At 70.4% G+C, this 26058-nt stretch carries 25 protein-coding genes; 12 read left to right on the forward strand and 13 right to left on the reverse strand.

All coding sequences use genetic code 11. The features are described 5' to 3' along the window. Nucleotide 1 precedes the first annotated feature (1 nt). Together QRN27_RS10420 and QRN27_RS10425 are read left to right on the forward strand one after the other, a co-directional pair. Nucleotides 2-1060 carry a DUF917 domain-containing protein gene (locus QRN27_RS10420; RefSeq protein WP_285042179.1) on the forward strand — a complete coding sequence of 353 codons (1059 nt, stop codon included), beginning with the start codon at nucleotides 2-4 and terminating at the stop codon, nucleotides 1058-1060. Next, on the forward strand, nucleotides 1057-2565 hold the full coding sequence (locus QRN27_RS10425) for a PucR family transcriptional regulator (RefSeq protein WP_285042180.1): 1509 nt from the start codon (nucleotides 1057-1059) through the stop codon (nucleotides 2563-2565). The genes QRN27_RS10420 and QRN27_RS10425 overlap by 4 nt, the downstream gene beginning before the upstream one ends. Before the next feature lie 243 nt (nucleotides 2566-2808). Here the strand turns inward: QRN27_RS10425 and pdxY are convergent, their stop codons facing one another. Then, the gene (gene pdxY / locus QRN27_RS10430; RefSeq protein WP_285042181.1) at nucleotides 2809-3657 is read right to left on the reverse strand and encodes a pyridoxal kinase PdxY; all 849 of its coding nucleotides are present in this window, start codon (nucleotides 3655-3657) and stop codon (nucleotides 2809-2811) included. 170 nt (nucleotides 3658-3827) lie between these two features. Here pdxY and QRN27_RS10435 point away from each other — a divergent pair, with 170 nt between their 5' ends. Beyond that, the gene (locus tag QRN27_RS10435) at nucleotides 3828-4838 is read left to right on the forward strand and encodes a diacylglycerol/lipid kinase family protein (RefSeq protein WP_285042182.1); all 1011 of its coding nucleotides are present in this window, start codon (nucleotides 3828-3830) and stop codon (nucleotides 4836-4838) included. 24 nt (nucleotides 4839-4862) lie between these two features. On the opposite strand, the gene QRN27_RS10440 is transcribed toward QRN27_RS10435, so the two are convergent. Then, nucleotides 4863-6173 carry an MFS transporter gene (locus tag QRN27_RS10440; RefSeq protein WP_285042183.1) on the reverse strand — a complete coding sequence of 437 codons (1311 nt, stop codon included), beginning with the start codon at nucleotides 6171-6173 and terminating at the stop codon, nucleotides 4863-4865. Between the two features lie 10 nt (nucleotides 6174-6183). Further along, nucleotides 6184-6462 carry a hypothetical protein gene (locus QRN27_RS10445; RefSeq protein WP_139382353.1) on the reverse strand — a complete coding sequence of 93 codons (279 nt, stop codon included), beginning with the start codon at nucleotides 6460-6462 and terminating at the stop codon, nucleotides 6184-6186. Between the two features lie 133 nt (nucleotides 6463-6595). Between QRN27_RS10445 and QRN27_RS10450 the strand changes: the two genes are divergently transcribed. Beyond that, a complete protein-coding gene (locus QRN27_RS10450; RefSeq protein WP_285042184.1) occupies nucleotides 6596-7111 on the forward strand; it encodes a GNAT family N-acetyltransferase in 516 nt (171 codons plus the stop codon). A 7-nt stretch (nucleotides 7112-7118) separates the two neighbouring features. On the opposite strand, the gene QRN27_RS10455 is transcribed toward QRN27_RS10450, so the two are convergent. From QRN27_RS10455 to QRN27_RS10490, 8 genes are all read right to left on the reverse strand, one after another. Further along, complete coding sequence (locus QRN27_RS10455; RefSeq protein ID WP_285042185.1) at nucleotides 7119-9035, reverse strand: D-apionate lactonase family protein; 1917 nt, start codon at nucleotides 9033-9035, stop codon at nucleotides 7119-7121. Between the two features lie 7 nt (nucleotides 9036-9042). Further along, nucleotides 9043-9795 carry an SDR family NAD(P)-dependent oxidoreductase gene (locus QRN27_RS10460; protein WP_285042186.1) on the reverse strand — a complete coding sequence of 251 codons (753 nt, stop codon included), beginning with the start codon at nucleotides 9793-9795 and terminating at the stop codon, nucleotides 9043-9045. A gap of 242 nt (nucleotides 9796-10037) precedes the next feature. After that, on the reverse strand, nucleotides 10038-10910 hold the full coding sequence (locus QRN27_RS10465) for a phosphogluconate dehydrogenase C-terminal domain-containing protein (protein ID WP_082455984.1): 873 nt from the start codon (nucleotides 10908-10910) through the stop codon (nucleotides 10038-10040). Then, the gene (locus tag QRN27_RS10470) at nucleotides 10907-11704 is read right to left on the reverse strand and encodes a sugar phosphate isomerase/epimerase family protein (RefSeq protein WP_285042187.1); all 798 of its coding nucleotides are present in this window, start codon (nucleotides 11702-11704) and stop codon (nucleotides 10907-10909) included. Before QRN27_RS10470 ends, QRN27_RS10465 begins: the two co-directional genes overlap by 4 nt. After that, on the reverse strand, nucleotides 11701-12483 hold the full coding sequence (locus QRN27_RS10475; protein WP_285042188.1) for a triose-phosphate isomerase family protein: 783 nt from the start codon (nucleotides 12481-12483) through the stop codon (nucleotides 11701-11703). The genes QRN27_RS10470 and QRN27_RS10475 overlap by 4 nt, the downstream gene beginning before the upstream one ends. Then, nucleotides 12483-12953, reverse strand: coding sequence for a ribose-5-phosphate isomerase (locus QRN27_RS10480; RefSeq protein ID WP_056009848.1), 471 nt, complete (start codon nucleotides 12951-12953; stop codon nucleotides 12483-12485). The genes QRN27_RS10475 and QRN27_RS10480 overlap by 1 nt, the downstream gene beginning before the upstream one ends. Further along, a complete protein-coding gene (locus tag QRN27_RS10485) occupies nucleotides 12950-14710 on the reverse strand; it encodes a dihydroxyacetone kinase family protein (RefSeq protein ID WP_285042189.1) in 1761 nt (586 codons plus the stop codon). Before QRN27_RS10485 ends, QRN27_RS10480 begins: the two co-directional genes overlap by 4 nt. Continuing rightward, entirely contained in the window at nucleotides 14707-16086 is a 1380-nt protein-coding gene (locus QRN27_RS10490) for an MFS transporter (protein WP_235526781.1), read from the reverse strand. The genes QRN27_RS10485 and QRN27_RS10490 overlap by 4 nt, the downstream gene beginning before the upstream one ends. Nucleotides 16087-16288: 202 nt before the next feature. Between QRN27_RS10490 and QRN27_RS10495 the strand changes: the two genes are divergently transcribed. After that, the gene (locus QRN27_RS10495; RefSeq protein ID WP_194668585.1) at nucleotides 16289-17026 is read left to right on the forward strand and encodes a FadR/GntR family transcriptional regulator; all 738 of its coding nucleotides are present in this window, start codon (nucleotides 16289-16291) and stop codon (nucleotides 17024-17026) included. A gap of 71 nt (nucleotides 17027-17097) precedes the next feature. On the opposite strand, the gene QRN27_RS10500 is transcribed toward QRN27_RS10495, so the two are convergent. Further along, the gene (locus QRN27_RS10500; RefSeq protein WP_285042190.1) at nucleotides 17098-17685 is read right to left on the reverse strand and encodes an NAD(P)H-dependent oxidoreductase; all 588 of its coding nucleotides are present in this window, start codon (nucleotides 17683-17685) and stop codon (nucleotides 17098-17100) included. A gap of 214 nt (nucleotides 17686-17899) precedes the next feature. Between QRN27_RS10500 and QRN27_RS10505 the strand changes: the two genes are divergently transcribed. The 3 genes from QRN27_RS10505 to QRN27_RS10515 all read left to right on the forward strand — a co-directional run bounded on the left by QRN27_RS10505 (nucleotide 17900) and on the right by QRN27_RS10515 (nucleotide 19815). Next, the gene (locus tag QRN27_RS10505; protein WP_285042191.1) at nucleotides 17900-18214 is read left to right on the forward strand and encodes a DUF7882 family protein; all 315 of its coding nucleotides are present in this window, start codon (nucleotides 17900-17902) and stop codon (nucleotides 18212-18214) included. 2 nt (nucleotides 18215-18216) lie between these two features. Then, the gene (locus QRN27_RS10510; RefSeq protein ID WP_285042192.1) at nucleotides 18217-18612 is read left to right on the forward strand and encodes a DUF7882 family protein; all 396 of its coding nucleotides are present in this window, start codon (nucleotides 18217-18219) and stop codon (nucleotides 18610-18612) included. Nucleotides 18613-18684: 72 nt separating this feature from the next. Further along, nucleotides 18685-19815 carry a VanZ family protein gene (locus QRN27_RS10515; RefSeq protein WP_285042193.1) on the forward strand — a complete coding sequence of 377 codons (1131 nt, stop codon included), beginning with the start codon at nucleotides 18685-18687 and terminating at the stop codon, nucleotides 19813-19815. 8 nt (nucleotides 19816-19823) lie between these two features. Here the strand turns inward: QRN27_RS10515 and QRN27_RS10520 are convergent, their stop codons facing one another. Continuing rightward, on the reverse strand, nucleotides 19824-20384 hold the full coding sequence (locus QRN27_RS10520) for a TetR/AcrR family transcriptional regulator (protein WP_235522595.1): 561 nt from the start codon (nucleotides 20382-20384) through the stop codon (nucleotides 19824-19826). Between the two features lie 248 nt (nucleotides 20385-20632). Between QRN27_RS10520 and QRN27_RS10525 the strand changes: the two genes are divergently transcribed. The 4 genes from QRN27_RS10525 (at nucleotide 20633) to QRN27_RS10540 (ending at nucleotide 25933) form a co-directional block, all read left to right on the forward strand. Beyond that, entirely contained in the window at nucleotides 20633-22153 is a 1521-nt protein-coding gene (locus tag QRN27_RS10525) for an ABC transporter substrate-binding protein (protein WP_285042194.1), read from the forward strand. 134 nt (nucleotides 22154-22287) lie between these two features. After that, nucleotides 22288-23229, forward strand: coding sequence for an ABC transporter permease (locus tag QRN27_RS10530; RefSeq protein WP_285042195.1), 942 nt, complete (start codon nucleotides 22288-22290; stop codon nucleotides 23227-23229). Next, on the forward strand, nucleotides 23226-25085 hold the full coding sequence (locus QRN27_RS10535; RefSeq protein WP_285042196.1) for a dipeptide/oligopeptide/nickel ABC transporter permease/ATP-binding protein: 1860 nt from the start codon (nucleotides 23226-23228) through the stop codon (nucleotides 25083-25085). Before QRN27_RS10530 ends, QRN27_RS10535 begins: the two co-directional genes overlap by 4 nt. Further along, nucleotides 25082-25933, forward strand: a complete 852-nt coding sequence (locus QRN27_RS10540; RefSeq protein WP_285042197.1) for an ATP-binding cassette domain-containing protein — start codon at nucleotides 25082-25084, stop codon at nucleotides 25931-25933. The genes QRN27_RS10535 and QRN27_RS10540 overlap by 4 nt, the downstream gene beginning before the upstream one ends. Nucleotides 25934-26058 lie beyond the last annotated feature (125 nt).

Below are 26058 nucleotides of genomic sequence, written 5' to 3' on the forward strand. Positions count from 1 at the left end.
CATGCCGACCACCCTCGAGCACGATCGACTCCGCGCGCTGGCGACGGGGTTCGCGATCCTGGGCTCCGGTGGCGGCGGCGCGACCACGATGCTCGAACTGGTGCTGTCCGACCCCGGCGTCTGGCCGTTCGAGCTGCACGCGGTCGACGACCTCGACCCGGCGACGCCGTGCCTCGCCCTCGGCTTCGTCGGCTCCACGCTGCTCCTCGGCGAACGGCTGCCGGGCACCGACCCGTTCGGGCGCCTGATCGGCGCCGCCGAACGCTGGCTCGGCCACCGGATCCCGGCGATCTGCTCCCTCGAAGGCGGCGGGGTCAACGGACTCACCCCGTTCGCGTTCGCCGCCGACCGCCTCATCGTCGACGCCGACCTCACCGGTCGCGCCGTGCCGTCGCTCGACCAGATGTCCTTGCTCGTCGACGAGGTCCCCGGCATCGTCGTGACCTGCGACACGGGCGGCGGGGGTGTCGCCCTCGTCGAGACGGAACGCGCCCTCGACATCGAACGGGTCGTGCGCGCCGCCATCGTGCAGGCGGGTGGGAGCGGTGGGATGGTCTACGCCGGGTTCACCGTCGGCGACCTCCGGGAGCATGCGATCGTCGGGAACGCCACCCGTGCCGTGCAGCTCGGCGCGGCGTTCCTCGGTGCCGCATCAGGCTCCCTCGATGAGCTGGCCGGCTCCATGGGTGGTCGTCTCCTCGCCGAGGGACGCGTCAGCGCGATCGAGGCCGACCGGAACGACCCGCACGTGCTCGCGTTCGCCATCGACGGCAGCGGAGGGCAGGTGCACCGGCTCGTCGCGAGGTCGGAGACGCTCGCCCTCATGACCGACGGCCGCGTCGAGGCCGCCGCGCCGGACCTCATCGTCGTCCTCGACACCGTCTCCCGGGACATCCTCGAGGTCCCCGCGATCTCGATGGCCAGGCAGGTCGCCGTCATCCGCATCGACGGCCCCGACTGGTGGTCGAGGACGCCGGAGCGGCTCCGTCGGGTGCTCCCCTCGGCCTACGGCCTGGACGAACTCGACGAGGTCCACACCGACGACAGGGTCCCGGTATGAGCGATCGCCTGCAGTCGGGCGCCCTCCTCGCGCACCCCGACAACGGCGGCGTGCGGCTCGTCGCCGGCCCGGCCGACGCCAACTGGGCCGGTGTGGTCGTCGAGACGGAGGAGGCTGCTCTCCCCGACGACGACGCCGGCCGACTCGCCGTGCTGACCGGCGTCCCACCCACGCGCCCCTGGCAGCAGGACGCGCTCGTGCGTCGGATCAGGGACCGCGGGTACCGGGCACTCGCGATGCAGCAGGCAGACGGTTTCGGCGCGGGCACGCGCGCCCTCGCCGACCGCCTCGGGTTCACGCTCCTACACGTCGACCGGCCGATGCTGCTCGCGAAGGCGTGCTGGCAGCTGGTCGAGGCACGCGACTCGTTGACGCTCGGCTACGTGCGGAAGGTGGCGCAGTCCATCGAGTACCACGCCGAAGGCCTCCCGGACCTGCTGCGGCACCTCTCGTCCAGCGTCGGCCACGGCATCGCGCTCATCGACAGCGAGGGCGTGCTGCTCGAGGCGGGCGGGCGGCTGACGCCGGAGGTGCACGCCGCGATCGACTTCTCCCCCTGGACGGACCTGACCCGCGCCGGGACGGGCACTGCGGCATCCGTCCGGGTCGACAGCCCCAGCCGCGAGGGGCTCCGGCTCGCGTTCTTCGGCGACGGGCTCGACGAACGGCAGGTGAGCGCACTCGCGGTCGCGGCCGAGGTCGCCATGCCCGCCGTCGCCGCCAGGATCCTCATCGACGAGGTCGCGGAGGTCAGCGACGCCTCGGTGTCCTCCGGTGTCCTCCGCGACTTCGTCGACCTGCGCGGCCGGCCCGATCCGGACGTCGAGCGGCGCATGCTCGAACGCGGCTGGCGGACCACCGGGTACCACCTCGCGTTCCGGACGGTCGGGCGGAGCCGGGTCGACGCCCTCCAACTCCTCCGGTTCGTGACGAGCGCGCTCGGTCGGATCGCCGCCGACTCCCACGCGACGACCAGCGGCCGAGGGGTGAGCGGGTGGCTCACCTTCAGGGAGCCTCCGCCGCCGTCCCAGGTCGAGCGGTACGTCGGCGCCCTGCGCGAGCTGCACGTCGAGGCGCGCCGGTCGTTCAATGTGGCGACCGCCATCGGTTCACTGGCGAGCGGTTCGGCGGGACTCACCTCGTCACTCAGCGAGGCGGCGGACGCGGTCCGGATCGCGGTGAACCGGTCGACGACGGGGTGGTTCGTGCGGGTCGACGGCCTCGGCCTCGAGCAACTCCTCCTCGCCTGGACCGGCAACGACATCTTCGTGCCGGCCGCGCGTTCGTTGCTCGCGCCCCTGCAGGCCGGGCAGGGCGAGCTGTTGACGACGCTGTCCGCCTACCTCGACCACGAGTCGGCGGTCGGGCCGACGGCCGCCGCGCTCGGGCTCCACCGCAACACCGTCGCCACGCGGATCACCCGGGCGCAGGAGCTCCTCGGCGTCGACATGGCCGACCCGGAGGTGCGCCTCGCGCTGCACCTCGCCTGCCGCGCGGTGCGCTGAGCGTGGTTCACTGAGCCACCTTGGTCCCCGAGCCATCCTGGTCACTGAGCCACCCTGGACACTGAGCTTGTCGAAGTGCCGCCCTTCGACAAGCTCAGGGACCGGAAACTGCTCGCGACACCGACACTGGTCACTGAGCCTGTCGAAGTGCACACGGACAACGCCGCCCTTCGACAAGCTCAGGGACCGGAACGGGAACTCAGGGACCGGAACGGGAACTCAGGGACCGGGCGCGCGCCCTCCTCAGACCGCCGTCGCGGTGAACTGCATCCGCGGGTTCGCGTAGAACTCCTGCGCCTCGACGAGCTGCAGCTCGCGCTGGCCCGAGCGGTACGTCAGCTCGACCAGGTCGAACACACTCGACGCCGTCCGCTCCAGCGCCAGCTTCGCGTCGCGCGTCTCGCCGTAATGCGCGGCGAACAGCGCCGCCGTGACGTCGCCCGAACCGTTCGCCTTGAACGGGAGCAACGGGGTCTGCACGATCCACCGGCCGGCGTCGTCGACGACGAGCATCTCGATGGTCTCCGGGTCGCGGTCGGGTCGCTCGACGCTCGTCACCAGGACCACCGACGGGCCCATCGCGCGGGCCAGCTCGACGGACGCCAGCGTCGACTCCAGCGAGCCGGGCTCGGTACCCGTGAGGAAGCCGAGCTCGAACTGGTTCGGCGTGATGATGTCGGCGTTCGGGACGACGCGGTCGCGCAGGAGGACGGGGATATCCGGGGCCACGAAGCAACCGGACTTCGCGTTGCCCATGACCGGGTCGCACGCGTACAGGGCGTCGGGGTTCGCCGCCTTGACCCGCTGCACCGCGTCGACGATGACGTCGCCGATGCCGACGCCGCCCTGGTACCCAGAGAGCACCACGTCGATCTGCGGGAACGCGCCGCGCTCCTCGACACCGGTGATGACCTCGCCCACCTGCTCCGGCGAGATGAGCGGGCCGCGCCACGCGCCGTAGCCGGTGTGGTTCGAGAAGTTCACGGTGTTCACCGGGATCACCTCGACGCCGATGCGCTGGAGGGGGAACACGGCTGCGGAGTTGCCGACGTGCCCGTAGGCCACGGCGGACTGGATGCTGAGGATCTTCACGATGTCGCAATCACGATGGGGAGGCCGCCGCGGACACTGCGTTCGTGGCGGGCATGGACGGTGCCTGCAAGGACTCAACGATACTCTTCCGCCGCCTGCAGAACCCACGTGCCGCGTCAACCCGCGAGCGGGATCTCCCTCCCCCGCGCCTCCGCTCCTATGCTGATCGGATGACGACTCCTGACAGCACGACCACGCCGAGCGACACCACGGCGACCAAGACCGCCGCCGTCATCTACAACCCCGTGAAGGTGGACCTCGACGCGCTCCGCGAGTCGGTCGACCGCTCCGCCGCCGACGCGGGCTGGGGCGAGTCGCTCTGGTTCGAGACGAGCGTCGACGACGTCGGCCAGGGCGTCACCGCCGAGGCGATCGCCGCGAAGGTCGACCTCGTCATCGCGGCCGGCGGCGACGGCACGGTCCGTGCGGTCTCCGAGGCGCTGCGCGGCAGCGGCATCCCCCTTGCACTCCTGCCCTCGGGCACCGGCAACCTGCTCGCCCGCAACCTCGACCTCACGCTCAACGACCTGCCCGGTTCCGTCATCACCGCGTTCACCGGTGACGACAAGCCGATCGACCTCGGCGTGATCGACATCGAGCGCGCCGACCACTCGCGCGACCGCCACGTGTTCGTCGTCATGGCCGGTATGGGCATCGACGCGAAGATGATCAAGAACACCGACGACGACCTCAAGGCCAAGGCCGGCTGGGCCGCCTACGTCGACGCGATCGTGAAGTCGCTGCGCGACCCGGACGAACTGCACCTGCGCTTCCGCATCGACGACGAGCCGCAGATCCGCGCGACCGTGCACACGGTCATCATCGGCAACTGCGGTTCGCTGCCGGCCAACATCCTGCTGCTGCCGGACGCGGTCGTCGACGACGGCCTCTTCGACCTCATGTTCATGCGCCCCGGCGGGGTCCTCGGCTGGATCCGCATCTGGGCGAAGGTCGCCTGGGTGAACGGGGTCCTCCGCCGGACCAAGACCGGCCGGGCCCTCGCCGGCAAGCAGAAGGACGACGGCGAGCTCCGCTACGGCACGGCGAAGCGCTTCGTCGCCCGCATGTCGAAGCCGGAGGAGATCGAGCTCGACGGCGACGGCTTCGGCAAGGCCGTCGCGATCAACACCTGGATCGAGCCGGGTGCCCTCACCGTCCGCGTTCCGGCTGCGGCCGAGTAGCGGCGAGCGGACTCGCGAGCGGGCTCACCCCCGTGGGGTGACCCGCCGGGCCCAGAGCTGCACGGGGATGAGCAGGAGGGCGAGCACGCCGCCCGCGATCGACAGCGCACCGTAACCGACGCCCGCCATCACGACGCCCGACATGACGCCCGCACCTGCGCCGGCGAGGGCGATGAGGACGTCGAGGGTGCCCTGCGTGCGTGCACGGTTGGCGGGCACGGTGTGGTCGACGACCAGCGCGGTACCCGCGATGAGCCCGAAGTTCCAGCCGAGTCCGAGGAGGGCGAGCGCCAGGATGAGCAGGCCGAGCGAGTCCGCCGGCGCGAGAGCTCCCGTGACACCGGCGAGCAGGAGGGTCACGCCGGCGGCGATCGCCATCGGCGTGCGGCCGATGCGGTCGACGAGGACGCCGGTCACGAGCGACGGCAGGTACATCGCGGCGATGTGGATGCCGATCACGAGCCCGACCTCCCCCAGTCCGTGGTGGTGGGCTCGCATGTGCACGGGCGTCATCGTCATGACCGCGACCATCGCGATCTGCGTGACCACCATGACCGCGGCACCGACATAGGCGCCGACGCCGGGACGTGGGCGCGGACCCTCGGCCGGCTCGTCCTGGCCGGTCGTCGCCTCCTCCGAGACCGCGTCCAGCTGCGCGAGCTCCGCGTCCAGTCGGCGCGCGAGGAGGAACGGGTCCGGACGCAGGAGCACGAGGAACGCCGTGCCAGCAGCGAGGTACGCGACCGCGGCGAGCAGGAACGGCCCGGCGAGCGACGGGAGCCCGAGGCCGGTCGCGAACGCTCCCAATGGCTCGACGAGGTTCGGACCGGCCACGGCACCGAGCGTCGTCGACACCATGGCGACGCTGATGGCGGTCCCGCGGCGTGCCGGGGTCGCGAGGTCGGTGCCGGCGTAGCGCGCCTGGAGGTTCGTGGCGGTTCCCGCGCCGTAGACGAAGAGCGACACGAAGAGGAGCGGCACCAGGGCGGTGGTGGCGGCCACGACCACACCGATCGCGCCGACGCCGCCCGCCGCGAATCCGAGTCCGAGTCCGATCCGTCGGCCAAGGCGTTGTGTGACGCGGCCGACCAGGAACGCCGTGAGCGCCGAACCGAGGGTGAGGAGCGCGGCTGCGACACCCGCGAGGCTCGTGCTCCCGAGGACGTCCTGCACGAGCAGCGCCCCGACCGTCACTCCGGCAGCGAGGCCGGCCCCGCCGAGCACCTGGCTGATGACGACGACGGTGAGCGTCCGCCGCTGCACCCGCGCGCGTTCGGCGCCGATGCGCGCGGTCGTCGCCGCCCTGCTCGTGTCGGACTCGGCGCTGTCGGTCATGCTCCGGCCGTCAGCGGCGCGTGGAGATGCGGCCGTAGGCGTCGACCGTGACGATCAGCGACTCGACCTTCCGGTTCACGACGCGGATGATCACGACGATGAGCCAGAGCCCACCGGTGATGAGCGTCAAGATGAGGTTCCAGAACCAGCCGATGCGCTTCTGCCGTTGCAGGACCGCCTGCTGCCCCTGGACCGACGACACCGACCAGCCTCGGGCCGCGTAGCGGGCGACCTCGGCGTTGAGCACGGCGGTGAGCTGCTCCATCGGGAGCGGAGTGGAGGAGGACATGCATCGAATCTACTCTCCGCGGGCCGCCGGGTCCTCGGTCCCTGAGCCTGTCGAAGGGCGCCCCGGCTCCCCGCCCACCGATCCCAACACCGCCGGTCCCTGAGCTTGTCGAAGGGCGCTCTACGATCGATGTATGCGCATCCGTCTCGCCGAACCCGCCGACCTGCCTGGCGTCCTCGCCATCCACTCCGACGCCGTCGCGAACGGTGTCGCCATCTGGACCGAGGTCGCACCCGACCTCGCCGAGCGTGAGGCGTGGCTCGCCCGCCATCAGGAGCCCGGTCGGGTCGCGCTCGTCGCCGTCGCCGACGGCCCCGACGACGGACTCCCCGAGGGCGGCGTCCTCGCCTACGCGAGCTACGGTCCGTACGCGACGAAGGAGGGCTACCGTCACACCGTCGAGAACTCCGTCTACGTGCACCCCGACGCGCAGGGACGCGGTCTGGGCAAGGCGCTCCTCGTCGAACTGCTCGACCGCGCGACCGCCGACGGGCACCACGTCATGCTCGCGCTCGTCGAGGCCGGCAACACGGCGTCGATCGCCCTGCACACGAAGCTCGGCTTCGAGCAGGTCGGCCTCCTGCCGGAGGTCGGGACGAAGTTCGGTCGCTGGCTAGACCTCGCCATCCTCCGGCGCCCGCTCGCCTGAGCAGGAGCTACGAACCCGAACCGGCCATCACGACCCGGACCACCGCACCCGCACCGAGGTCCACCGTGTGCGGGTCGGACGCGCCGGCCAGGAGGACCCGGACCGGTGTCTCGCCGAGGTTGCCGAGGATCACGACGGTCTCGCCCGCGGCATCGACGGCGGCGATCGCGATCACACCTTCCGTCGACACGGGCGAGCCGACGTCGAGACGACGACCCCCGATCACGACCGCCGAGCGTGGACGTCCGCTGAGTTCCGCGATCCACCCGAGCGCCCGACCGGCGGCCGTGACCGTGCCGTCTGCGGCGACGAGTCCGCGCGGCCCGGTGGCCTCGAAGTAGGACAGCGACTCGACGCCGGGGACGGCCAGCGCGGCGACACTCGCGACCACCCACGCGCCGAGGGCCTCCGCCGACTGCCGGTCGTCGGTGGCGCCCGGCACCAGCTCCGCGCCGAACCCCGCGCGGAGGTCCGGGTCGGCCGTGGCTCCCGCGCCCGCCCTCGTGGTGGCGACCGCGTTGTAGCGGGCGCCCAGCGTCACGGGGCCGACGTGCAGCGGCCGGCCGTCGGCGATCCGGACGGCGTCGGCCACGACGACGGCCTGCATGTCGAGTGACTCGACCAGCTGGTGGCCCGCGCGGTCGTGCATGAACGGCGTGACGCTGAAGCCCACCGGGCCGGTCCAACGGTCGAGGCGCGCGTGGTTGCGGTTGAGCTCGGTGAAGTGCGCCCGCGTGCCGCCGACGAGCACGGGCGACGGTGTCTCGGCATCCGTCCACAGGCGCCGCAGGAGGTCGCCGAGCGCGGTCAGCAGGGCGCTCTCCGAGAGATGGGTCCGGCGGTGGAACACCCCGACGCGCACGACGGGGACGCCCGCGTCGCGGAGCCGCCGCAGGACCGGCTCGGCCTCGTCACCGGTGCCGAGCACGAGTCGCAGGTCGAGGGCTCGGGTGCCGGCCTGCCGGACCGCGCGGTCGAGGATGGCCGGCCAGTCCACGACCGCCGGGTCGATCTCGACGAGGAGCTCGGTGATCGCGTCGGGGACCGACGCGCCCGACCGTCCGCCGTCGGGGTCGCTCGACACCGAGGTCGAGATCGTGGGGACGAGGCTGTCGAGCGGCGCACCGACCCGTGCTTCGACCGGCTCGGCGGCCGGGCGCTCGAGGTCCGTCTCGGGCAGGACGGTCACGGCGAGCGGCGTGGCCAGGGGGGCGGCGGGTTCGACACCGTCGGCGCGCGCACAGGAGAGCTCGACGGACTGCTCCACGACGTCGCCGACCGCCAGCGCGACCGGGAACGGCAGCGAGAGCGGCGTCGAATACGTCTTGAACGAGGCGTCGGTCCAGTTCCGCTGGTCCTCCATCTCGAAGACGTCACCGGCGAAGCGGGCGGTGGTCGTGATCCGGTCGCCGGTCCAGGTGAGGGACTCGATGCGGATCGCCGGCTGGTGTGGCGCGATGTGCTCCGGCAGGCGGGTCGTCGTCGTGGATCCCTCGGGGTGGCCGACGACGAGCTCGGTGCCCGCGAGCGCCGGGGCCTGCAGCACGATGAGCCCGATGCGCGCACGTCGGAACGCCGCCGTCACCTCGGCCCGGACGGCCACCCGGAGGGTCGACGCGCCGAGGTCGATCGACAGCGACCAGGCGACCGTCTCGCCGTCGTCGCCGACCCTGCCGCGCAGCTGCAGGCCGCTGGTCGTCTGGTCGACGGCGTCCACGATGACGGGCAGCGTGTTCCAGTCCTGGTCGCGGACGACGAAGCGGATGCTGCGCAGCACCGTCTCGCCGTCGAAGGCGATGTCGTCGAGGTCCGAGCCGCGGAGCGACAGCGACCAGGGCCCTCGCGTCACGGCACGGGCGGCGCGTTCCTGCTCGAGGAGCAGGTCCGGTGCGACGCGGAAGGTGGTTCCGAAGCGCGAGGTCATCGTCGGCTCAGAGGCTCGTCATGCCGCCGTCGACCCGGAAGGTCGCTCCGGTGGCGAAACTCGACTCGTCGCTCGCGAGGTAGACCATGATGCCCTCGACGTCTTCGGCCCGGCCGGGTCGACCGAGCGGGATGCGTCCGACGATCGCGGCGCGCGACTCCGGGTCGTCCGAGATCGCGGTGACGAGTGGGGTCTCCGTGTAGCCGGGGACGACGGTGTTCACGCGGATGCCCTGGTCGGCGTAGGCCGCGGCGACGGTGCGCCCGAGGCCGTGGATGCCGGCCTTCGTGGAGCTGTAGGCGGTGAAGTCGGCGCCCTCGCCGTTGAGCCCGGTCGGGCTGCCGGTGAGGATGATCGAGCCGCCCTTGCCGAGCATCGCCCGGACGGCGTGCTTGGTGGTGAGGAAGGTGCCCGTGAGGTTGATGTCGACGGTGCGCCGCCACACCTCGAGGTCGAGGTCGGCGATTCTCGCGTCCTGACCGAAGAGCTGCACGCCGGCGTTGGCGACGACGACGTCCGGTGTCTTGCCCGTCGCGTCCATCACGGCGAAGGCGGCTTCGACACTCGCCTCGTCGGCGATGTCGAGACGCACGGCCATGGCCGACGGGAAAGGTGCGGCGGCCTCCCGCGCGGCCTGGATGTCGCGGTCGGAGAAGATCACGACGGCGTCCTCGCGCGCGAAGCGTTCGGCGACCGAACGGCCGATCCCCGATCCGGCGCCCGTCACGAGCGCGGTCTTTCCTGCAAGTCGTCCAGTCATCGTCGCCTGTCTCTCGTGCGGTGCTGCGGGGGTGGTGTCTCGGGTGTCGCAGTGGGTGTCAGAGGTGGTGTGTCGGGTCGTCTGCAGCCTATCCGGCACAACCGGTTGACCGCATGTGCTGAGCCCTGTCCCGTCCGGTTCCCTTTCTCAGGACATGCCCGGCGCGCCGTCCGCCGGAGTGACCGACGCGCCGCAGGAGTCCTGAGAAAGGGAACGAGAAGGGGGTGAGGTGGAGCCGGGGCCTAGCGCTCGATCTTGTCGAGGTGCAGCATGGCGGCGAGGTTCTTGTCGAGCTCGTCGTCCTGGAAGACCTTCTTCCAGTCGTCCTTGATGATGGCGCTGCGACCGTAGTCCATCGCGATGAGGCACGCGTCGGAGAACGGGTTGTCGCCCTTGAGCGAGTTCGCGAGCGCGACCTGCGTGTGGCCGAGGAGGATCGCCCGAGCGGCCGGCTCCGGCACGCCCATCGTGTTCACGGCCTCGTCGAGCGACTCCTTGAGCAGCGCGCCGATCATGCAGGCGATGGTCTCGACGAGGGTCGGCTCGAGCTGCGCGAGCTGCTTGACCGTGACCCAGTGGACCTCGCCGACAGGGGCGAAGATCGCCCGGACGACGGCCTCGACCTGCGCCTGCTTGGCGGCGTCGTCGGACTCGATCGCTGCGATGGCGTCCTGCAGGGCCGCGATGCCACCGAAGGTGTCCGCGTACTCCTCGGGCGTGTGGCGCTCGACGAAGACCGAGGGGTGGCAGGGGTGCGTGACGGCCTGGATGACGTCGTCACGACGGGTGAGCAGCCCCGCGTAGGCGGCGGCCGGGTCGAGCGTGAGGAGCACGGCGCCCGACTTCATGAGCGGGACGACGCCAGCGGAAACGGCCTTGAGGGCCAGGTCGGGGACGGCGAGGATGACGACGTCGGCGTCGGTGACGGCCGCGTCGGTCTCGGTGAGCTCGCGACCGGCTTCGGTCACGCGCTCCTGGCCGGCGGGCGAGACCTCGCTGTAGAAGACGGTGTGGCTGGTCTTCACGAGGTTGTTGGAGACGCGCATGCCCATCTTGCCGCCGGCGCCGATGACGGCGATGGTGAGCTGGTCCGCGACGGTGGTGGTGTCGGTCATGATCTTCCTTCTCTCAGGTACTGCAGGTTGTGTGCGGTCCACGTGCGCTCGAGCTCGATGGTCTCCGTGATGGAGTCGCCGAGCGGGAGCCAGTGTTCGATGATCTGGTTGACGCCGCGTTCGTCCGGACGGACGGCGGCGGTGAGGGCGGGGTAGTCGAGCAGGCCGGTGCCGAGCGGCGCACCCTCGAGGGTGAACCCGACCCAGCCACCCCGGCGGGTGAATGCAAAGTCCTTCACGTGGATGTTGCGCACGTGCGGGGCGGTGCGGGCGATGACGTCGCTCGGGTGTTCGAGTCGCGCGACGGTGTTGGCCGGGTCGAGGCAGATCCCGAGGTTCGGGTGGTCGACGGCGGTCACGAGGTCGACGAGCTCCTGCGACGACAACTGTTCGTAGGTCTCGAGCGCGATGGTCACGCCGGCGGCCTCGAACGCCGGGAGCACCTGGCGGAGGCGCTCGACGGCTTCGTCGTGGGTCGGACGGTCGTCGCCCGAGGTGACCATGCTGCGCAGAAGCGTCGCACCGAGCAGGGTCGCGATGTGGAGGAACCGTTCGAGGTGCGCGACCGCGATCCCCTTGGTGCCGAGTTCGAGCACCACCCCGAGCGAGCGGGCGGCCTCGGCGACCTGACGGAGTTCGTCGTCGGACATGGTCTCGATGCGTGCGTAGTCGCAGATCTGGAAGAGCCCCACGCCGGCCTCGGCCGTGCGCTCGATCATGCCGATGACGCTCAGGCGCTCGGGGGCGAGTTCCGAGCCCTCCCAGAAGAAGGTGTACGTGCCGAAGCCGATCATGCGCGGGCCGCCTCGTCGAGCACGGCTTCGAGCGCCGCGACGTCGTGGGCGAAGCGTCCGAGGAACACGCCGTCGACGTCGTCGCCGAGTGCGGTGAGCAGGCCCGGTCCGGCGCTGCCGCCGTAGATCACCGAACTGCCCGCGCGGTCACCGCGACCGGCCATCGCCGTCCGGAGGATCGCACCCACGGCTCGGACGTACGCGGGCTCCGCCGGTTCCGCCGCGCCGATCGCCCACACGGGCTCGTACGCCACGATGACCGGGCCGGCGACGGCGTCCGCGAGCGCGGAGTCGAGCTGACGCAGGCACTCCGCCGCGGCGTCCTCGGGCGCCATCCGCTCCCGCTCACCGATGCAGAGCACGGGCGAGATGCCGTTGCGGAGGGCGGCTGCGGTCTTCTCGGCGACGACCTCGTCGGTCTCGCCGAAGAGCGACCGGCGCTCCGCGTGGCCGACCTCGACCACGGTCACACCGACCTCGGCGAGCTCCGGCCCGCCGACCTCACCCGTGAAGGCGCCGCGGTCGGCGCTCGCGAGGTCCTGCGCACCGACGAGCACGCCCGTCCCCGCCAGCGCCGCCACCGAGGCGGCGATCGAGAGGTAGCCGGGGATGACGAACAACCGCACCCGACCGTCGACGACGGCCTCGTGCCGGCGGGCGAGGGCGCCCACCTGCTCGATCCAGTCGAGGGTCTGCGCGTGGCCGAAGTACATCTTCAGGCTCACACCGACCACGCGGGGCGCGGTCGACGTGCTCGCGGTCGACGGGGAGGCGGTCATCAGCAGGAGCCCGTCGCCTCGTACTCGCCGATGACAGCGACCTTCTCGGCGCTCGCGCTGGACTCGTCGAAGCGGTACGTCAGCCACTCGCGCACCAGGCGGCGGGCGAGCTCGATGCCGATGACGCGCTGGCCCATGGTGAGCACCTGGGCGTTGTTGCTCAGCACGCCGCGCTCGACGGAGAAGCTGTCGTGGGCGGTGACGGCACGGATGCCGGGCACCTTGTTGGCGGCGATGGCGACGCCGAGGCCGGTGCCGCAGAAGAGCAGCGCACGGTCGGCCTGCCCGGAAGCGACGAGCTCGGCGGCGGCGATGGCGACGCGCGGGTAGGCGGTGTGGCCGTCGGCGTCGACCCCCACGTCGACGAGCGAGGCGACGCCGTCGTGCTGTTCGAGGTCGCGCTTGACGATCTCCTTGTAGTCGAACCCGGCGTCATCCGAGCCGATGACGATGCGCAACTGGTCGGTCATGCGGGTACTCCTTCTGCGGTGGTGCTGGTGGATGCGGCGGACCCCAGGACGGGGACGATCGCCTGGACGATGAGGCCGAACGAGTATGCACCCGCGTCGACGGTGCCGAGGCTCTTCTCGGCGTGCGGACGGGCGCGGCCCATCTTCGGCAGGAGGTCGGCGGTCTCCGCGGCGGCCGTGGAGGCGGCAGCGGCAGCGGTCGTCCACGCGGTGAGGAGATCGGCCCCGTCGGCGATCGAGGCGCTGAGCGTCGTCGTGAACGGCACGAGGGCGTCGACCATCGTCTTCTGCCCCACTTCGGCCTTGCCGAACGACATGATGCCGTCGACGGCGGCCTGCACGCCGGCCGCGACGTCGCTGCGGGAGGGAGCGGTCTCGTCGCCGAGGGACGTGCCGACCGAGCGGAGCGCGAGACCCCAGAGGGCTCCCGAGGTGCCGCCGGCGCGGTCGGCCCAGGCGTCGCCGGCGAGGTGGAGGACGGTGCGGGCACCGGCTCCGGCGTCGGCGGCCGCGTGAGCCGCGGCGACGGCGGCGCGGGCGCCCCGCTGCATGCCGATGCCGTGGTCGCCGTCGCCGGCCACCGCGTCGATCCGGCCGAGTTCCTCGACGTTCGTCTCGATCACCTCGACGAGGGCGTCGAGGGCGGCGACGACGGTCGTGGCGGTTTCGCGTGAGGCCGGGGTGGACGCCGGGATCGCTGCGGCGACCTCGGCGACGAGCTCCGAGGGGTCGAGCTGCTCGGCCGCCGCGACGACGCCCTTGCGGTACGCGGGCGTGTCGGCGCCGGCCGCCCAGAAGGCCTCGAGCTCCTCGTCTAACCAGAACAGGGTGAGGGAGACGCCCGCCATGTCGAAGCTCGTGACGAGCTCGCCGACCTCGGGGTCGACGATCTCGATGCCCGCGGCCTCCAGCTGCGTGGCGACCGCACGGTAGACGACGAACAGCTCCTCGTACTTCACGGAACCGAGTCCGTTGAGGATGACGCCGACGCGCGCGCCTGCGGCCTCGGTCACACCCTCGGGCAGTTCCGCGAGGAGGGAGGACACGAGCAGCGTCGCGAGTCCGTCGGCCGTCGGCACGTCGGTCTCGTCGATGCCGGGCTCGCCGTGGATGCCCATCCCGACCGCCATGCGGCCCTCGGGTACGGAGAAGAGCGGCTCGGTCGCGCCCGGCAAGGTGCAGCCGCTGAAGGCGACGCCGAAGGACCGGGTGCGCTCGTTCGCGTGGGTGGCGACGCGGACGACCTCGTCGAGGTCGTAGCCGGCCTCGGCCGCGGCGGCAGCCGACTTGAACACGGTGAGGTCGCCGGCGATCCCGCGACGCTTGTGCTGCTCGGTGAGCGGCGCGCTCGAGATGTCGTCGGTGACGGCGACGCTGCGGGTGGGGATCCCCGCCGCGTTCAGGGCGTCCTGCGCCTGGGTGAAGTGGAGGACATCGCCGGCGTAGTTGCCGTAGCTGAGCAGCACGCCGCCGCCGCGTTCGGCGGCCTTCGCGACCGACTCGACCTGGTGCGCGGATGGCGAGGCGAACAGGTTGCCCATCGCCGCACCGTGCGCGAGGCCCTGGCCGACGATGCCGCCGAAAGCCGGGTAGTGCCCGGAGCCGCCGCCGATGACGACCGCGACGGTGCCCTCGGGGGTGCGGGTGCTCCGCACGACCCCGCCGGTCACGCGCCGGACCTGGTGACGGTTCGCCGCGACGAAGCCGTCGATCATCTCGTCGGCGAAGTCCGCCGGGTCGTTGAAGAGGCGGGTCATCGGGTCTGACCGGTCAGGTCGTCGTGCGAGACCCGCAGCTCCTTCGAGCTGCGCTGCTTCGACAGGATCACCATGAGCGTCGCGGAGATCATCATGAAACCGCCGACGATGAACATCGGGACGACGTACTGCGGGGTGTCGCCGACCTTCGTGAGGTCCGCGACGGCACCGGTGATGTACGGCGCGGAGAAGCCGGCGAGGTTGCCGACGGTGTTGATGAGCGCGATACCGGCGGCGGCTGCAGCACCCGTCAGGAACTGCGTGGGCAGCGTCCAGAAGTTGGGCAGCGCGGCGAAGATCGCCATGGCGGTGACCGCGATGATCGCGATCGTGAGGGCGGGCGAGTTCGCGAAGAGGGCAAGCGGGATGCTCACGGCGCCGACGATCGCGGGGATCACGATGTGCCAGGTCTTCAGGCCACGACGCGTCGCGTCACGCGACCAGAAGTACAGGGCGATGGCGGCCGGCACGTACGGGATCGCCGTGATGAGGCCCTTCTGCATGACGTTGAACTCGACGCCGAAGCTCGCCTGGAAGCCCTCGATGATCGTGGGCAGGAAGAAGCCGAGTGCGTAGAGACCGTAGATGAAGCCGAAGTAGATGAAGGCGAGCATCCAGACGCGGCCGCTCGTGAAGGCGTGCTTGAGGCTGACGTGGCCCTGCTTCTGCTCCGTGGTCGCCTTCTCGTGGGCGAGGGCGGCCGTGAGCCAGACCTGCTCCTCGGTGGTCAGCCACTTGGCGTCGGCCGGGCGGTCCTTCAGGTAGAACCAGGCGATGACACCGATCAGGATGGCCGGGAGACCGACGCCGAGGAACATGAACCGCCAGCCCTCGAGGCCGAAGAAGACGCCGTGCTGGCCGATGAGCCACCCGGCGAGCGGGGCACCGATGACGGTGGTGAGCGGCTGCGCCAGGTAGAAGAGCGCGAGGATCTTGCTGCGGTGCTTGGCCGGGACCCAGAGGCTCAGGAAGAGGATGGCGCCCGGGAAGAAGCCTGCCTCGGCGACACCGAGCACGAAGCGCAGGATGGCGAGCTGCTCGAAGTTGGCGACCCAGGTGAACAGGACCGCGACGATGCCCCAGGTGACCATGATGCGCGCGAGCCAGCGGCGTGCACCGAACTTGTTGAGCGCGAGGTTGCTCGGCACCTCCAAGAGGATGTAGCCGATGAAGAACACGCCGGACGCGAAGCCGAACTGGGCGGCGGAGAGCGCGAGGTCGTCGTTCATGCCGTTGGGGGCGGCGAAGCCGATCGCAGTGCGGTCCAGGTAGTTGATGAAGAACATCAGCGCCACGAACGGCACGAGGCGGATCGAGACCTTCCGGATGGCTGATCGCTCGACAGCCGGATTGGCCGCGGGGGCGGTGGTGTCCACTATGACTCCTCGTCTGGGCGGCATCGATGCCGCGGGCAGGGCGTGGTCCGGTCCGGACCGGAATGAACGATACATCAACCGGTTGACCAATTCAACCGCCCTTCGACAGGCTCGGGGACCGAGGTGGTCCCGGCACCCTCCCGGTCCCTGAGCGCCCCTCCCGGTCCCTGAGCTTGTCGAAGGGCCGCGATACAGTGAACCCATGCCTGCGTTCCCGGATCGGCCGACCGACGACATCTCGTCCAGCCTCGGTCCCGTCGCCGTCGGATCCGCGGTCTCGGCCGTCGCGAAACGGCTCCTCGACCACTTCACGAGCGGCGACATCGCGCCGGGAACCCGCCTTCCTCCGGAGCGTCAGCTCGCCGCGTCGCTCGGCATCGGACGTTCAGCCGTGCGGGAGGCGCTCGCGGCCCTCGAGATCCTCGGCGTCGTCGACGTCCGCCCCGGGAGCGGCACCTACCTGCGCGGGAGCGTGTCCGAGCTCCTCCCCGAGACCCTCAGCTGGGGCCTCATGCTCGGCGAGCCGCGCACCCGCGAACTCATCGAGGTGCGCGGGCAGCTCGAGGTGTTCGCCGCCGGGCTCGCCGCGACCCGCATGGACGACATGGCCCGCAACCGGCTGCGCAACCACCTCACCGCCATGCGCGAGGCCGGCGCGAACCGTACGAAGTTCATCGAGGCCGACCTCAAGTTCCACCTCGAACTCGCCGCCGCCACCGGGAACCGTGTGCTGTCGGACCTCCTGCAGAGCATCCGGTCCCTGCTGCGCATCTGGGTGGAGCGCGGCATCCACGAGGACGTCGACGCGCGGCTCGCCTTCGAGGAACACGAGGCCGTCTACGAAGCGATCATGTCGGGCGACCCGGCCGCCGCGACGGCCGCGATGCAGCACCACATGGACACCGCGACCGAGCGACTGAACCGGACGCTCACGGCGTAGCCCTTCGACAGACTCACGGACCGGACTGGCTCCGCGGCAAATCCCCGGTCCCTGAGCTTGTCGAAGGGCGGTCAGGCGCGGATAGCCTCCACAACCGCGGCGACGGCGACGTCCACCGCGGCCGCACGCCCCTCGGCATCCTCCCGCTCGGAGTCGTGCACGAAGGCCGTCACGCCGCGGCGGGCACCGCAGAAGTCGACGATGCCGTGCTCGATCTGCGTCCGCATCGCCTGCTCGTACCCGTGGCGGTCGTAGACGCCCGCATCGTCGCCGGCGACCGGCACGAGATGGATCCGCAGCCGGTCGAGCTGCCGCACGATCCTGCCGTCGGCGTCGAGGCCGAACGCCCATCCGTTGACGAACACGCGGTCGAACCAGCCCTTGAGGAGGGCGGGCATCGACCACCAGTACACGGGGAACACGAGCACGAGGTCGGTGGCCCGGTCGAGCCGCTCCTGTTCGCGGGCGACGTCGGGCGTGTAGTCGCCAGCCACCCGGTACGTGTGCCGGTCGCTTAGCGTGTACCGCGGGTCGAAGCCCTCGGCCGACAGGTTCGCAAGCTCGGAGGTGTCGGCGTCGAGCGCGGCCACCAACCGTTCGGCGAGGTGCTGCACGAGGGAGTCGGGGTCGGGATGGGCGGTCACGATGAGCGTCGGCACACTCCATCATCGCCTGGATGGGGACGGCTCGCGAGCCGCACCTGCCGTCGCAGCACCGGCCACGAAGTGTAGTCGCGCTACGGTCGCGTAGCCAGAGTTGCACGAAGAACCTCCGCGCTTTCTACCCTGGGAACACGTGCCTTCGACCCGGACCCCGTCGGACCGTGCGTGTGTGTTCGGCTACCCGTCGACGACTTCATCGGGGTTCGAGGGGATGAACACGACCATGGGGACACTCGTCTACGGGATCTCGAGCGCTCAGGTGCCGATCCCGGACCCGGAACTCGCGCAGGTGAAGGCGATCGCGCTGATGAAACTGCGGAGGAACGAGTCCTTCGCGCTGATGATCCGCTTCGGCGACAGCGACGTGGGCCGCACCACGCTGTGGCTGCACCCCGCGATCCCGCTGCAGTTCCGGTTCGACGCCGACGACCGCAGCGAACTGGACCGCCCGCTGTTGGAGTCGCTCATGCACAAGGCCAACAGTGGGGAGCTGACGATCACCTGCTCGGCCGCGGCCCCGAGCTGATCATGGGCAGGCTCATCTACGGCTCCGAGTTCAGCATCACGATCCCGGACCGCGCGCTGCGCCACCTGCAGATCGTCACCGGCGTCAAGCTCCGCCGTGCGGAGCCGTTCTTCTTCACGTGGCGGGTGCACACGGTCGGCGAGGGGCGGGAGACCATCTGGATCCATCCGGCGCTGCCGTTGCACTTCGTCATCGACGATGCGAACGTCTCGGACGACATCAACCCCGAGTGGATCGCGCAGCTGCTCGACGCCGCGTCCTCTCCGGCCGGCCTGTTCCTGAGTCAGGAACCCGGCGCGCGAGGGACCGTGTCGGAGATGAGCTTGCCCATGTCGACCTCCGGTCGGTGTGGTCGCGAGGAACGGTACGCCGAGGGCAGCGGCACCTACGACCTCTGATCGACCCTGGCCGGGGCGCGTCAATCCGACGACTGATGCCGTGAACCCCGGGCTCGCCCTACTGTTGTCGGAATGAGCGGATGGACCTGGCAGGCGTGGATCGGACTCGTCGGCGGCACGGCGATCTTCTTCGCCGTGCTCGGGCCCATCCTGCTCGTGCAGGTGCGCCGGTACGGCCAGATGTCCCTCCCGCGGGTCCTCGGGGCGGCGGCCGTCAGCATCTACGCGGTCGCGCTCGTCGCCTACACCCTGCTCCCACTGCCCGACGAGCGCGCGAACTGCGCCACGGCCCACGGGGCACTCGAGCTCATCCCCGGGCACTCGATCGGCGACATCGCGCGGGAGACCGCGGGCTTCTCGGTCCTCAGCACGCTCACCAGCCACGCGTTCCTCCAGGTCGTCCTGAACGTCGTCCTGTTCATCCCGTTCGGCGCCATCGCCCGTCGGTACTGGAACCGCGGCCTCGGCGTCTCGATCCTGCTCGGCGCGCTCGTCTCCCTGCTCATCGAGTCGACGCAGTACACCGGCATCTGGGGGCTTTACGAGTGCGCCTACCGGGTGGCCGACGTCGACGACGTCATCACCAACACCATGGGCGCGGCGATCGGTGCCCTCATCGCACCGATCGTGCTGGGCTGGATGCCGAGCGCCCGGGCACTGCGGGCGACCCGCGACCGCGCGCGCCCGGTGACCGTCTGGCGCCGGTGGTTCGGCATGGTCCTCGACGCGGTCGCCGTGAACCTGTCGATCACGGTGCTGTCGCTGGTGTTCGTCGTCCCGCGCGTGCTGCTCACGGGCGCGACCGGGACCGCGAACGACCCGACGCTCGCGGAGGTGCTCAGTATCGGTGCGGGCACGGTCGTCCTCGTGATCGTCCTCCCGGCGCTCATCGGAAGCGGTGCCTCGATCGGTCAGCGACTCGTCTGGCTGACGCCCGAGTGGCCCGACGGCCGCGGGTCGGCCCTCCGCCGCCTCTACCGCGGGTCCATCGTCGCCCTGCCGTACATCGCCACCACGACCGCGGCGCAGACACCCGATGCCACCAGCGGCCTCGCGCAGACGATCGTCGGCGTCGTCGGCCTCCTGAGCGCGATCATCGTGACGGTCGCCGTCGTGTCGGTCCCGTTCACGCGGGCCCGACGAGGAGTCTCCTACGCGTCGGTCGGCGCGGAACTGCGCGACGCGCGCTCGCCCAAGCCGTAGCTCGCTGCCTACAGCTCGGAGCCGAGGAGCCCCGAGAGGAACGCGTGCAGTTCGTCCGCCATGTCGACCGACTCCGGCGCGAGCAGCCACTGCACCTGGAGGCCGTCCATGAGGGCGAGCGTCATGAAGGCGGCACTCGTCACGGGGAAGCCCGCACGGACCCGACCGGCGGAGACGAGCAGGCCGAAGGTCCGCTCCAGCCGCCCGCGGGTGCTCTCATAGCGGTCGACGAAGTAGTCGTGGGCCGGGTGGTCGGGCGAGGTGGCCTCGGCAGAGAGCGTGCAGTAGAGCGCGACCACGCCGGGCACGGAAGCGTTGTACCGGGCGAGTGCGACCAACCCCCGGAGCGTCTCGATCGGGTCGTCGCCGTCCATCGGCACGAGGGTGGCCGAGAGGTCGTCACGGTGCGAGAGCACGGCGGCGAGCAGTGCGCTCTTGTTCGGGAAGTGGTGCAGCAGCCCGGCCTCGCTCATGCCCACCTGGGCCGCCACTTCGCGCAGTGAACCCGCGCGGTAGCCCCCGTTCGCGAACACCGCGAGCGCGGCGTCGAGGATCGCGACGCGCTTCATCCCCGTTTTGGCATATGCACCGCGTGGCTTCCCCTGCGGCTTGTTCCCGGTCTTGGCCGATGTCATCGGACGACCTCCCCCTTCGGACGGCTTCACGATAGCGCGTTCGTCGTCGAACACCCGCGGCCTGGTCGTGATCCAACTGTGACATGGGCGAAAACAAAAAGCTAGTGACCACTCGGGTTTCGTGCTAGCGTCCTCAATCACCAGCGATCCGATGAGGGATTGCTCACAGCGATAGGACAAAGATGTTCCGATGGAAGACGACCGCAGCCGTCGCGGTCACCGCCGCTGCACTCGTGCTCACCGGATGCTCCGGTAGCCCCTCCGGCTCGGACGGCGGCTCCGGTGGCACCCTGATCATTGGTGCGATCACTCCCCCCACCACCTTCGACCCCGCCGGCTCCGAGTGGGGCAACCGCTCGCCCTTCTACCAGGCCGTCTTCGACACGCTGCTCGTCGCCACCGCCGACGGCAAGATCGTCCCCTCGCTCGCGACCTCCTACGAGTACAACGAGGACAACACCGTCCTGACGCTCAAGATCCGCGACGACGTCACCTTCACCGACGACTCGAAGCTCACCGCCGACGTCGTCAAGCAGAACCTCGAACGCTTCAAGACCGGCACCTCCCCCGACGCCGGCTACTTCGCGGGCGTCGCCTCCGTCGAGGCCCCCGACGACACCACCGTCGTCATCACCCTGAGCGCTCCCGACCCGGCCATGCTCAACTACCTCACCCGCGACCCGGGGCTCGTCGCCAGCGCCGAGTCGTTCGACAGCCCGGACCTCGCGACCAACCCCGTCGGCTCCGGCCCCTACGTCCTCGACACCGCGGCCACCGTCACCGGCACGAGCTACACGTACACCGCGAACCCCGACTACTGGAACAAGGACTGGCAGCACTACGACAAGCTGACCATCAACGTCCTCCAGGACGCGACCGCCGGCCTCAACGCCGTCAAGTCCGGTGAGGTCAACGGCATCAAGCTCGCCAACAACGACAACCTCGCCGAGGTCGAAGGCGCCGGCTGGACCGTCAACGCCAACGAGCTCGACTTCCAGGGCATGCTCCTCCTCGACCGCGCCGGCACGATGAACCCGGCCATCGCCGACGTCCGCGTCCGCCAGGCCATCAACTACGCGTTCGACCGCCCGGCACTGCTCAAGGCGCTGCAGGGCGACAACGGCACCGTCACCGGCCAGGTCTTCCCGGAGAACTCCCCGGCCTTCGACAAGGCGCTCGACGACCGCTACGGCTACGACCCCGAGAAGGCGAAGGAACTCCTCGCCGAGGCCGGATACGCCGACGGCCTCACCCTCTCGATGCCGTCCTCCGCCGTGCTGGGTGCCACCACCTACACGCTCATCTCGCAGCAGCTCGCCGACGTCGGCATCACCGCCGAGTACGTGGACCCGGGCAACAACTTCATCGCCGACCTCCTGGCCCCGAAGTTCCCCGTGTCGTTCATGGCGCTCGAGCAGAACCCCGACTGGCAGCTCATCCAGTTCATGATCGCCCCGAACGCGGTGTTCAACCCGTTCAAGTACTCCGACCCGAAGGTCGACGAGTACATCAAGCAGATCCAGTACGGCGATGAGGCGACGCAGGGCAAGGTCGCGAAGGAGCTCAACGCGTACATCGTCGAGCAGGCCTGGTTCGCGCCCTTCTACCGGGTGCAGGGCAGCTTCGCCACCGACGCGAACACGACGGTGAAGATGATCCCGACGAACGCGTACCCGTCGATCTACGACATCCAGCCGAAGTAGTCCGCTCGTCCTGAGCCTGTCGAGGGGGGCCGCCCTTCGACAGGCTCAGGGACCGGGACCTGGTCAGGGACCGGAACCCCGGCCGCACCTCGGTCCACACCCTCTCCTCGCTCACCCACTTCCTGGAGTGACCCATGCTCGGATTCATCCTCAGACGCCTGGTTTCCGGTGTCGTCCTCATCTTCGTGATCTCCGTGATCGCGTACTCCCTCCTCTACCTCGGCGGCGGTGACATCGCCCGCCGCATCCTGGGCCAGAGCGCGACCGCCGAGACCGTCGCGAAGAAGTCCGCGGAACTCGGCCTCGACCGCCCGCTCCCCGTGCAGTACGTGGACTGGCTGACCTCGGCCTTCCAGGGCGACCTCGGCCGGTCCTGGTTCACCGGCCAGCTCGTCTCCTCCGGCGTCTCCGGTCGCCTCGCGGTCACGTTGTCCATCGTGCTCGGCGCGACGATCATCGCCGCGATCGTCTCGGTCATCCTCGGTGTCCTCGCCGCCCGACGCGGTGGATGGATCGACAACGTCGTCCAGTTCATCTCCGTCATCGGGTTCGCGATCCCCAGCTTCCTCATCGCCCTCGTGCTCGTCATCACCTTCGCGATCAACCTGCGCCTGTTCAAGGCGACCGGGTACATCCCGATCACCACCTCCTTCCCGGGGTGGGTGGCCTCGGTGACGCTGCCGATCATCGCACTCGCCATCGGTGCCATCGCGACGGTGTCGCAGCAGGTGCGCGGTTCGGTCGTCGACGCGATGTCGAAGGACTACGTGCGCACCCTCCGCAGCCGCGGCCTCGGCACCAACCGCGTGATCTACAAGCACGTGCTCCGGAACGCCGGCGGCCCGGCCCTGGCCGTCCTCGCCGTGCAGTTCATCGGTCTCCTCGGCGGCGCCGTCATCATCGAGCAGATCTTCGCCCTCCCCGGCATCGGTCAGCTCGCCGTGCAGGCGACGACCTCCGGTGACATCCCCATCGTGATGGGCGTCGTCATCGCGACCGCGATCATCGTCGTCGTCGTCAACCTGCTCATCGACCTCGCGCAGGCTGCGCTCAACCCGAAGGTGCGACTGTCATGACCGCCATCGAAACCCCGCTGACCGTCCCGACCCCGCAGGTCCGCGTCAACCTCCTGCGCCGGCTCCTCAAGCGCCCGATCGGCGCCGCGTCGCTCGTGTTCCTCGCCATCGTCGGCGTGATCGCGATCTTCGGACCGCTGATCGCCCCGCAGGACCCGAACCTCGCCTCCCTGCAGCTCGTGCTGGCACCGCCGAGCGCCGACCACCTCCTCGGAGCGGACAGCGCCGGACGCGACGTGCTCTCCCGGCTGCTGGCGGCGACCCAGATCAGCGTCGCCGCGGCGCTCCTCGCCCTCGTCGTCGCGATCGTCATCGGTGTCGTCGCCGGCCTGATCGCCGGGTACTACCAGGGCTGGTTCGACTCGGTGTCGTCCTGGTTCACCGGCCTCATCATGGCGCTGCCCGGCATCGTCGTCCTCCTCGCCGCCCGCGCCGTCCTCGGCCCGTCGGTGTGGATCTCGATGGCGATCTTCGGCATCCTGCTCTCGCCCTCGTACTTCCGGCTCGTGTACGCGGCGGTCACGGCGGTGCGGTCCGAGCTGTACGTCGACGCCGCCCGGGTCTCCGGCCTCAGCGACCCGCGCATCATCGGCAAGCACATCCTGTCGGTCGTCCGCGCGCCGATCATCATCCAGTCGGCGATCATCGCCGGCATCGCGATCGCCATCCAGTCCGGCCTCGAGTTCCTCGGACTCGGCGACCTGTCGGTCCCCACCTGGGGTTCGATGCTGAACGACGGCTTCACGAACATCTACAAGGCACCGATCCTCATGGTGTGGCCGTCGCTCGCGATCGCCCTCACCTGCATCGCGCTCACCCTGCTCGCCAACGCGATGCGCGACGAGCTGGAGCGCACCGTCAGTGTGCGCCGCCGTCGTCGCAAGATCGTGACGACGTCGAAGACGGGCTCGAACACGATCGTCACCCAGTCGATCAGCACGTCGGGGATCTCGGAGGACGAGATCGTCGGGGTGCCGCCCATCCGTCACGACGACGACGCCCGCGCCGCCGTCCGTGCCGAGGAGCTCGTCCTCAGCGTCCGCGACCTGCGTGTCGGGTACGACCAGGAGGGTGGCCGGGTCACCGAGGTCGTCCACGGCGTCGACCTCGACATCCGTCGCGGCGAGGTCCACGGCCTCATCGGCGAATCCGGCTCGGGTAAGACCCAGACCGCGTGGGGTGTCCTCGGACTCCTGCCCCGTGGCGGCCGGGTCACCGACGGCACCATCAGCTACGAGGGCACGCGCCTCGACACCCTCGGCGAGCGCGAGTACACGGCCATCCGCGGCAAGCGCATCGGCTACATCCCGCAGGAGCCGATGTCGAATCTCGACCCCGCGTTCACGATCGGCAGCCAGCTGGTCGAACCGCTCCGGGTCGCCCTCGGCCTCAGCAAGAAGGACGCGACCGACAAGGCCCTAGCCCTCCTCGAGCGGGTCGGCATCCCCAACCCGAAGCGCACCTTCGCCGCGTACCCGCACGAGGTGTCCGGCGGTATGGCCCAGCGCGTGCTCATCGCCGGCGCCGTGTCCACCGACCCGGACATCATCATCGCGGACGAGCCCACCACGGCGCTCGACGTGACGGTGCAGGCCGAAGTGCTCGACCTGCTGCGCGACCTGCAGGCCGAGCGGCACATGGCCATGCTCCTCGTGACGCACAACTTCGGGGTCGTCGCCGACCTCTGCGACCGGGTCTCGGTCATGCAGAACGGCCTCATCGTCGAGACAGGGCCCGTGCGCTCGATCTTCAACGACGCCCAGCACCCGTACACCCAGTCGCTGCTCGGCGCGATCCTCGACGAGGGTCCCGCCCGACCGGCGCTCGCGACGAACCTGACAGGAGAGACCCGATGACGACGTCACTGCTCGAGGTGAAGGACCTCGAAGTCGAATACCCGGGCAAGGGGCTCCGCGCCCAGTCCTTCAAAGCGCTCAAGGGGGTCTCGATCGACATCAAGCCCGGCGAGACCGTCGGCCTCGTCGGCGAGTCCGGCTCGGGCAAGACCACCCTCGGTCGTGCCGTGCTGGGCCTCGCCCCGGTGACGGGCGGCAGCATCCGCTACCGCGACCGCGAGATCGGTCACCTGAAGCGCAAGGAGCGTCGGGCGCTGAGCTCGGAGATCCAGGTGGTGTTCCAGGACCCGTACTCCTCGCTGAACCCCTCGCTCACGATCGAGCAGATCCTCACGGAGCCGCTCACCGTCCGCGGGGTCTCCGGAGCGGACGCCCGCAAGCGCGTCGGCACGCTGCTCGACCAGGTGCAGCTGCCCACCGGTGCCGCGTCCCGCCTGCCCCGGGAGTTCTCCGGCGGGCAGCGGCAGCGCATCGCGATCGCCCGTGCCCTGGCTCTCGACCCGAAGCTCATCGTCTGCGACGAGCCGGTGTCGGCGCTCGACCTGTCGACGCAGGCCCGCGTGCTCGACCTGTTCATCGACATCCAGGAGCAGACGGGCGTCGCCTACCTCTTCATCTCGCACGACCTCGCGGTCGTCCGGCACATCAGCCACCGCGTGGCGGTCATGTACCACGGCGAGATCGTGGAGTCCGGCGACGGCGACCAGGTGACCGCGCGCCCTGCCCACCCCTACACGCAGCGCCTGTTCATGGCCGCGCCGATCCCGGACCCCGACCGTCAGGAGGACCGCCGCGTCGAGCGTCGCCGCCTCATCGACGAGCAGCGGGCCGCCGAGTCCGCCGCCTGATCCGTCCGGATCACCACGACCGCCCGGTCGGCCGGGGCCAGGAACCTGGCCGGCCGGGCGCACCACCGGTCCCTGAGACCCACCATCCGGTCCCTGAGACCCACCATCCGGTCCCTGAGACCCAC

It is taken from the genome of Plantibacter sp. LMC-P-059a (assembly GCF_030209505.1).
Taxonomy (GTDB): Bacteria; Actinomycetota; Actinomycetes; order Actinomycetales; family Microbacteriaceae; genus Plantibacter.

Coding starts and splice junctions, on each gene's coding strand:
- QRN27_RS10420 (WP_285042179.1), top strand. CDS start 2: ATGCCGACCACCCTCGAGCACGATCGACTCCGCGCGCTGGCGACGGGG.
- QRN27_RS10425 (WP_285042180.1), top strand. CDS start 1,057: ATGAGCGATCGCCTGCAGTCGGGCGCCCTCCTCGCGCACCCCGACAAC.
- QRN27_RS10435 (WP_285042182.1), top strand. CDS start 3,828: ATGACGACTCCTGACAGCACGACCACGCCGAGCGACACCACGGCGACC.
- QRN27_RS10440 (WP_285042183.1), bottom strand. CDS start 6,173: ATGACCGACAGCGCCGAGTCCGACACGAGCAGGGCGGCGACGACCGCG.
- QRN27_RS10445 (WP_139382353.1), bottom strand. CDS start 6,462: ATGTCCTCCTCCACTCCGCTCCCGATGGAGCAGCTCACCGCCGTGCTC.
- QRN27_RS10450 (WP_285042184.1), top strand. CDS start 6,596: ATGCGCATCCGTCTCGCCGAACCCGCCGACCTGCCTGGCGTCCTCGCC.
- QRN27_RS10455 (WP_285042185.1), bottom strand. CDS start 9,035: ATGACCTCGCGCTTCGGAACCACCTTCCGCGTCGCACCGGACCTGCTC.
- QRN27_RS10460 (WP_285042186.1), bottom strand. CDS start 9,795: ATGACTGGACGACTTGCAGGAAAGACCGCGCTCGTGACGGGCGCCGGA.
- QRN27_RS10465 (WP_082455984.1), bottom strand. CDS start 10,910: ATGACCGACACCACCACCGTCGCGGACCAGCTCACCATCGCCGTCATC.
- QRN27_RS10470 (WP_285042187.1), bottom strand. CDS start 11,704: ATGATCGGCTTCGGCACGTACACCTTCTTCTGGGAGGGCTCGGAACTC.
- QRN27_RS10475 (WP_285042188.1), bottom strand. CDS start 12,483: ATGACCGCCTCCCCGTCGACCGCGAGCACGTCGACCGCGCCCCGCGTG.
- QRN27_RS10480 (WP_056009848.1), bottom strand. CDS start 12,953: ATGACCGACCAGTTGCGCATCGTCATCGGCTCGGATGACGCCGGGTTC.
- QRN27_RS10485 (WP_285042189.1), bottom strand. CDS start 14,710: ATGACCCGCCTCTTCAACGACCCGGCGGACTTCGCCGACGAGATGATC.
- QRN27_RS10495 (WP_194668585.1), top strand. CDS start 16,289: ATGCCTGCGTTCCCGGATCGGCCGACCGACGACATCTCGTCCAGCCTC.
- QRN27_RS10505 (WP_285042191.1), top strand. CDS start 17,900: ATGAACACGACCATGGGGACACTCGTCTACGGGATCTCGAGCGCTCAG.
- QRN27_RS10510 (WP_285042192.1), top strand. CDS start 18,217: ATGGGCAGGCTCATCTACGGCTCCGAGTTCAGCATCACGATCCCGGAC.
- QRN27_RS10515 (WP_285042193.1), top strand. CDS start 18,685: ATGAGCGGATGGACCTGGCAGGCGTGGATCGGACTCGTCGGCGGCACG.
- QRN27_RS10520 (WP_235522595.1), bottom strand. CDS start 20,384: ATGAAGCGCGTCGCGATCCTCGACGCCGCGCTCGCGGTGTTCGCGAAC.
- QRN27_RS10525 (WP_285042194.1), top strand. CDS start 20,633: ATGTTCCGATGGAAGACGACCGCAGCCGTCGCGGTCACCGCCGCTGCA.
- QRN27_RS10530 (WP_285042195.1), top strand. CDS start 22,288: ATGCTCGGATTCATCCTCAGACGCCTGGTTTCCGGTGTCGTCCTCATC.
- QRN27_RS10535 (WP_285042196.1), top strand. CDS start 23,226: ATGACCGCCATCGAAACCCCGCTGACCGTCCCGACCCCGCAGGTCCGC.
- QRN27_RS10540 (WP_285042197.1), top strand. CDS start 25,082: ATGACGACGTCACTGCTCGAGGTGAAGGACCTCGAAGTCGAATACCCG.